This is a genomic window from Clavibacter sp. MX14-G9D, assembly GCF_032917815.1.
In the GTDB taxonomy this organism is placed as follows: Bacteria; Actinomycetota; Actinomycetes; order Actinomycetales; family Microbacteriaceae; genus Clavibacter; species Clavibacter michiganensis_K.
The window spans coordinates 1-5,828 of the sequence record NZ_JAVCVL010000177.1 but is presented as its reverse complement, the minus strand read 5'-3'; the positions used below and the strand labels follow the sequence as shown (position 1 = coordinate 5,828).

7 protein-coding genes, 1 tRNA gene and 1 pseudogene are annotated in these 5,828 nt (G+C 72.9%); 7 read left to right on the top strand and 2 right to left on the bottom strand.

Going from position 1 to position 5,828, the window contains the following annotated elements; genetic code table 11:
* The coding region (locus tag Q6969_RS12395) for a CpaE family protein (RefSeq protein WP_396335547.1) at positions 1-1,020 on the top strand (1,020 nt) is incomplete at its 5' end.
* Between the two features lie 9 nt (positions 1,021-1,029).
* Complete coding sequence (locus Q6969_RS12390) at positions 1,030-2,532, top strand: sensor histidine kinase (RefSeq protein WP_015489761.1); 1,503 nt, start codon at positions 1,030-1,032, stop codon at positions 2,530-2,532.
* A gap of 79 nt (positions 2,533-2,611) precedes the next feature.
* Here the strand turns inward: Q6969_RS12390 and Q6969_RS12385 are convergent, their stop codons facing one another.
* Positions 2,612-2,860, bottom strand: a complete 249-nt coding sequence (locus tag Q6969_RS12385; protein WP_012037746.1) for a WhiB family transcriptional regulator — start codon at positions 2,858-2,860, stop codon at positions 2,612-2,614.
* Between the two features lie 244 nt (positions 2,861-3,104).
* Here Q6969_RS12385 and Q6969_RS12380 point away from each other — a divergent pair, with 244 nt between their 5' ends.
* Positions 3,105-3,536 (top strand): hypothetical protein, encoded by a 432-nt coding sequence (locus Q6969_RS12380; RefSeq protein WP_104290999.1) that lies wholly within the window; start codon positions 3,105-3,107, stop codon positions 3,534-3,536.
* A gap of 39 nt (positions 3,537-3,575) precedes the next feature.
* Here the strand turns inward: Q6969_RS12380 and bcp are convergent, their stop codons facing one another.
* A complete protein-coding gene (gene bcp, locus Q6969_RS12375) occupies positions 3,576-4,055 on the bottom strand; it encodes a thioredoxin-dependent thiol peroxidase (RefSeq protein ID WP_317230708.1) in 480 nt (159 codons plus the stop codon).
* 153 nt (positions 4,056-4,208) lie between these two features.
* On the opposite strand from bcp, the gene Q6969_RS12370 reads away from it, so the two are divergent.
* From Q6969_RS12370 to Q6969_RS12355, 4 genes and pseudogenes are all read left to right on the top strand, one after another.
* A tRNA-Lys gene (locus Q6969_RS12370) sits at positions 4,209-4,284 on the top strand.
* A gap of 284 nt (positions 4,285-4,568) precedes the next feature.
* Positions 4,569-5,063 (top strand): CarD family transcriptional regulator, encoded by a 495-nt coding sequence (locus tag Q6969_RS12365; RefSeq protein ID WP_012298114.1) that lies wholly within the window; start codon positions 4,569-4,571, stop codon positions 5,061-5,063.
* 120 nt (positions 5,064-5,183) lie between these two features.
* A complete protein-coding gene (locus Q6969_RS12360; protein ID WP_317230707.1) occupies positions 5,184-5,414 on the top strand; it encodes a hypothetical protein in 231 nt (76 codons plus the stop codon).
* Positions 5,415-5,646: 232 nt separating this feature from the next.
* Positions 5,647-5,828: pseudogene (locus Q6969_RS12355) on the top strand (HNH endonuclease); the annotation flags it as partial.

Here is a 5,828-nt window from a genome sequence, read left to right as displayed (position 1 = left end):
GCCGATCCTCGGCCACGGCTCCGTCCCCTGCGCGCCCGCCTCGGTCTCGTGCGGCGTCCGCGCGTGCCGGCTCCCGTGATCCGGGACCGGGAGGCTCCTCCCGTCGACGACGGCGGGGCGCCGACGGGCCGCGTGATCGCCGTGTGGGGGCCGCAGGGTGCGCCGGGTCGCACGACGACGGCCGTCGCGATCGCGGGGGAGATCGCGGCGGCCGGCCGGCCCACTGTGCTCGTCGACGCCGACGTCCACGGCGGCACGGTGGCCGCCACGCTCGGCCTGCTGGACGAGGCGCCCGGCTTCGCGGCGGCCTGTCGGCTCGCCGCGGCGGGCAGCCTCACCGTCGAGGAGCTGGAGCGCATCGCCCAGCACCACCCGTCGACCCGGGCGCCCGGGTTCTCGGTCCTCACGGGCATCTCGCGGCCGGACAGGTGGCCGGAGCTGGCCGAGGGCCGGGTGTCGGCCGTGCTCCAGGCGTGCCGGGGCTGGCGCGACCACACCGTCGTCGACGCGTCCTTCAACCTCGAGGACGACGAGGAGATCTCCAGCGACATGTTCTCCCCGCGACGCAATGCGGCGACGCACGCGGTGCTGCGGGGCGCGGACCACGTGGTCGCCGTCGTGTCCGCCGACACCGTGGGGCTGTCGCGCTTCTTCCGCGCCTACGTCCAGCTCCTCGAGATCGTCGACCCGTCGAGGGTCTCCGTCCTCGTCAACCGCGTGCGGCCGAGCGCGGGCGGCTGGGACGCGGCCGGGCAGGTCCGCCGCACGCTCCTGCGCTTCGGCGCCGTGGAGGCCGCGGCGTACGTGCCGGACGACCGGGACGCCCTCGACGAGGCCGTTCTCACCGGAGCGACGCTCCGCGACGTCGCGCCGCGCTCGCCCGCGCTCCTCGAGTGGTCGCGGTTCACGCGCTCGACGCTCCTGCCGCCCGAGGACGCGTCGCGGCGGACGCGGCGCGCGGTCAGGTCCTCCCGCCGGGGCGTCGACGACGCGGGGGAGGAGCGGTCGCTACCCGCCTAGGCTGTAGCCGTGTCCACGCTCAGCGATCTCGTGCATGCCCAGGGTCTGTCCTCCGACGCCGACGTCGAGTGGCTGCATCTCCTCGTCGGCGACTGGCAGCTCCTCGCGGACCTGGCCTTCGCGGACATCGTGCTCTGGGTCCCGACCGTGAGCGGCAGCTTCGTCGCCGTCGCGCACGCACGACCCTCGAGCTCGGCCACGCTCTTCTACCGCGACTTCGTGGGCCAGCCCATCAAGGCCGAGTGGCGCAAGCAGGTGACGGACGCCCACGAGACGGCCCGCATCATCGACTCGTCCGCGCCCGACTGGTACGAGGAGACCCCGACGCGCGTCCGCGCGGTCCCGGTGCTCCGCCGGCTCGCCCAGGGCAGTCCCGAGGTCACCGACACCCCCATCGCGGTCATCACCCGCCACACGAACCTCAGCGAGACGCGCACGCCCAGCCGCCAGGAGCTGACCTTCAACGAGTGCGCCAACGACCTGTTCGCGATGATCGCGGACGGGGACTTCCCCGACCTGGGATCGCCGACCGGACCGCGCCGCGGCGCGCCGCGCGCGTCGGACGGCCTCCTGCGGCTCGACGTCGACGGCATCACGACCTTCGCGAGCCCCAACGCCCTCAGCGCGTTCAACCGCATGGGCTTCTCGGAGGAGCTCGAGGGGGAGTCGCTCGCCGACGCCACGTCGAGCCTCCTCACCGGCAAGCGGCTCACGGTCGACGAGTCGCTGCCGCTCATCGTCGCGGGCCGGGCGCCCTGGCGCACGGACATCGAGTCCCGCGGCGTCACGGTCTCCCTCCGCGCGATCCCGATCCGCAGCCACGGCGAGCGGGTCGGCGCGGTCGTGCTCTGCCGCGACGTGACAGAGCTCCGCCACCAGGAGCGGGAGCTGATCACCAAGGACGCGACCATCCGTGAGATCCACCACCGCGTGAAGAACAACCTGCAGACCGTCGCGAGCCTCCTGCGGATCCAGGCGCGCAGGTCGCACACCGAGGAGGCGCGCGAGGCCCTGGGCCACGCGCAGCGCCGCGTGGGAGCGATCGCCGTGGTGCACGACACCCTCAGCGAGGGCCTCAACCAGAACGTGGACTTCGACGCCGTGTTCGACCGCGTGCTGCTGCTCATCGCCGAGGTGGCGTCGGCGCACAACACGCGCGTGCACCCGAAGATCCTGGGCAGCTTCGGTGTGCTGCCGAGCGCCTACGCGACCCCGCTCGCCCTCGCGCTCACCGAGCTCGTGACGAACGCCGTCGAGCACGGCCTGGCGGGACGCTCGGGCGAGGTCGCCATCGAGGCGGCGCGCACCGAGGAGACGCTCACCGTCAGCGTGCGGGACGACGGCGTGGGCCTGCCCGAGGGCAAGGTCGGGACCGGGCTGGGGACGCAGATCGTGCGCACGCTCATCCAGGGCGAGCTGGGCGGCACCATCGACTGGCACACGCTCATGGGCAGCGGCACCGAGGTGACCATCGAGGTGCCGCTGCGCTGGCTGGCCCCCGTCACGGCCTGAGGCCGACAGCCGGGGACGACGAGAGCCGGGCCGCCCGTGGGGCTACCCGGCTCTCGTCGGTCGTGCGGTGGAGCGTGGCTCAGCTGGCGCGGCGGGCGCGAGCGGCACGACGCTTCAGCGCGCGACGCTCGTCCTCGCTGAGGCCGCCCCAGACGCCCGAGTCCTGGCCGGTCTCGAGGGCGTACTGCAGGCACATCTCGGTGACGGAGCAGCGGCCGCAGACGGCCTTGGCCTTGTCGATCTGGTCCACGGCCGGGCCGGTGTTCCCCACGGGGAAGAACAGCTCGGGGTCCACAGTCAGGCAGGCTGCCTTGTCACGCCAGTCCATAGGGGTGCTCCTCAGGTCGGTACTCGTTGCACGGCGGATCTGCCGCGGGATGGGGTGGGGCGAGGCGTCCGGGAACCGCATCGGGACGGGGCACGTGGCCCCTCCTCGTGAGATGCTCAGCTTCGGGAATGCGTTCCTTGTAAGCTCGGTTCCGGATCTGCTCACCACCCTGTGAACGAACTCGACCTCGAATATCGTCGCATAGAGCCAACGATCAATCAATAGCTTTGTATGGGAACGTGCTGTGACCGGAACCGCTGGGGCCATCGATCCGGATGACCGCGCCGAAGGCCCGAGGCGGACTCCCGCCGTCGTCCTCCTCACCGTCCTCCTCGGGCTCGAGGCCCTGGGGATGGCGGGCATCACCGGCCTCCTCGTCGTCGACCTGCTGACCTCCACCCCGGCGTCCCTCGCCAGCGCCGTGGCGCTGATCGCGCTCTCGGCGCTCGCCGCCGTGTTCCTCGGGGCGGTCGTGCGAGGGGTGCTGCGGGGCCGGAGCTGGGTGCGGCCGGCGGCCGTGACGTGGCAGGTGCTGCAGATCGCCGTCGGGGTGGGCAGCCTCCAGGGCGTCGACGCGCGGCAGGACATCGGCTGGGGACTCATCGTGCCGTCGGCCGTGGTGCTCGTGCTGCTCTTCACCCGCTCGGTGATGCTCGCGACGCGCCGGCGCGACTGAGCGGCCGCGCCACGGCCCGCGCGCGCTGGGGCCGCGCGCTCAGGCGTCGATGCCGAGCTTCCTGCGGAGCGAGGCGACGTGGCCCGTCGCCTTGACGTTGTAGAGCGGCAGGGCCACGCGGCCCTCGCCGTCGAACACGACCGTTGAGCGGATGACGCCCGTGACCTTCTTGCCGTAGAGCGACTTCTCCCCGTAGGCGGCGTAGGCGCGGTGCACCTCGAGGTCGGGGTCCGACAGGAGGGTGAAGCCGAGGCCCTGCTCCTCGCGGAACCGGGCCAGGTCCTCCTGCGGGTCCTTCGAGACGCCCAGGACGCGGTAGCCGGCGGCCTGCAGGCCGTCCATGCTGTCGCGGAAGTCGCAGGCCTGGGTCGTGCACCCGGGCGTCCCGGCCGCCGGGTAGAAGTAGACGATGACGCCCTGGCCGCGGAGGTCCGACAGCGTGACCGGGGTCCCGTCCTGGTCGGGGAGCGTGAAGTCGGGGGCGGTCTGCCCCTTCTCGAGGCGGGCGGTCTCGGTCATGGGGGAGCCTCTCGTTCGGGGGTGTCGGGCTCCATGGTAGGGCCGCCCGCATCGGGGCCCGCGCGCGGTCCCGGACCTCGATTCGCGTCCGCCCGCGACCTGGTGCTAGTGTCATCTCTCGGTCCGGTACCCCGAACGACAGGGTCCTCACCTGCACCTCTAGCTCAATTGGCAGAGCAACTGACTCTTAATCAGTGGGTTCTCGGTTCAAGTCCGAGGGGGTGCACCACACGCTCCGCATGCGGGGCAGCCAGTCCGCCGCGGTCCGTCGTCGCGTGAGCCGACGGCGTCGCTGGGCGCCGGAGAACCGTGAGAGAATACCGGTCGGACCATCACCGCGGACGCCCTCGAGCAGAGCGCCGCGGCGGCCGGTGATCTCGGTGCACCGGCCACGCATCACGACGACGCCCCACGGGGCAGGTCGCGACGCGGGACGTCGGCGCCCACGCGGCTCTCCATGCGCGTGCGCGACATCTCCGGCACACATCTCGAGGGATCGAAGGACAGCACTACATGATTTTCGAAGTAGGGGAGACCGTCGTGTACCCCCACCACGGCGCAGCCACGATCACCGCGGTCAAGACCCGCACCATCAAGGGGGTCGACAAGAAGTACATCACCCTCCAGATCCACCAGAGCGAGCTCGTCATCGACGTGCCCGTCGACAACGCGGAGCTCGTCGGGCTGCGCGACGTGATCGACAGCTCCGGCGTGGAGGCCGTGTTCGACGTGCTGCGGGGCGACGTCGAGGAGGAGGCCGGCAACTGGTCGCGCCGCTTCAAGGCCAACACCGAGAAGATGGGATCCGGCGACGTCCGCCGCGTCAGCGAGGTCGTCCGCGACCTCTGGCGCCGCGACCAGGACTCGGGCGTCTCGGCCGGCGAGAAGCGCATGCTGGCCAAGGCCCGGCAGATCCTCGTCTCGGAGCTCGCGCTCGCGCAGAAGTCGACCGACGAGGAGGCGTCCGTCGTGCTCGACGGCGTCCTCGCGCAGAGCATCTCCGCCTGAACCACCGGCGCGTCCCGGGGACGCGCCACCGCCGACGGGCGGTCTCCCGACCAGGGAGGCCGCCCGTCGTCGCGTCCGAGCGCCCGTCGATGGGGGCATCGACCGGCGTAGGGTGCGATCATGCGCGATCACCCGGAACGACCCGACCACGACGGCCCCCTCGAGCAGAATCCCCTGCAGCCCGCGCGACGGGGGCTGAAGGTGTGGATCTACGTGATCGCCGCGCTCGTCGTCATCGCCGTGGTGGCGTTCGCGCTCATCCGCTTCGCGACGGCCGGGCAGAACACGCCCGGGCCCTCGTCGCTCGGCGCCCTCGTCGCGGTCGTGGCGGGAGCGCGCGCCCTGCTCTGACCACCGGGCGGGCGGCGGACGCCGCCCACCGGTGACGGGCCCGCTCCTCCCCGGGCGGCCGGGTCCTCCGAGCCCCCCCCCGCCGTGTCGCATGGCCGCCGTCGGACTCCGCGGTCCGGTAGCCAGGCCTCCGGGAGGGCTCATGGGCGGACGAGGGCGGGGACGTCGCCGTTGCGCGAGCGCGCCAAGCGCTTGCGCACGGATCCGGAGCCGACCGCGCGAGGCCCTGCGCGTGCTCCTGGCCGCCCTCGCCGTGGGCGTCGTGGTCGTGTCCGTGGTGGTCGGAGCCCGCGAGCAGGTCCTCGGGCCCGGCGCGGGCGACGGGCCGCTCACGGCGTCGGTCGCCGACGGCGAGGTGGTCCGTCGGCTGGCCGGCGCGGGCCTCGTGCGGGACGGGCGCATCGACGTGCCGGC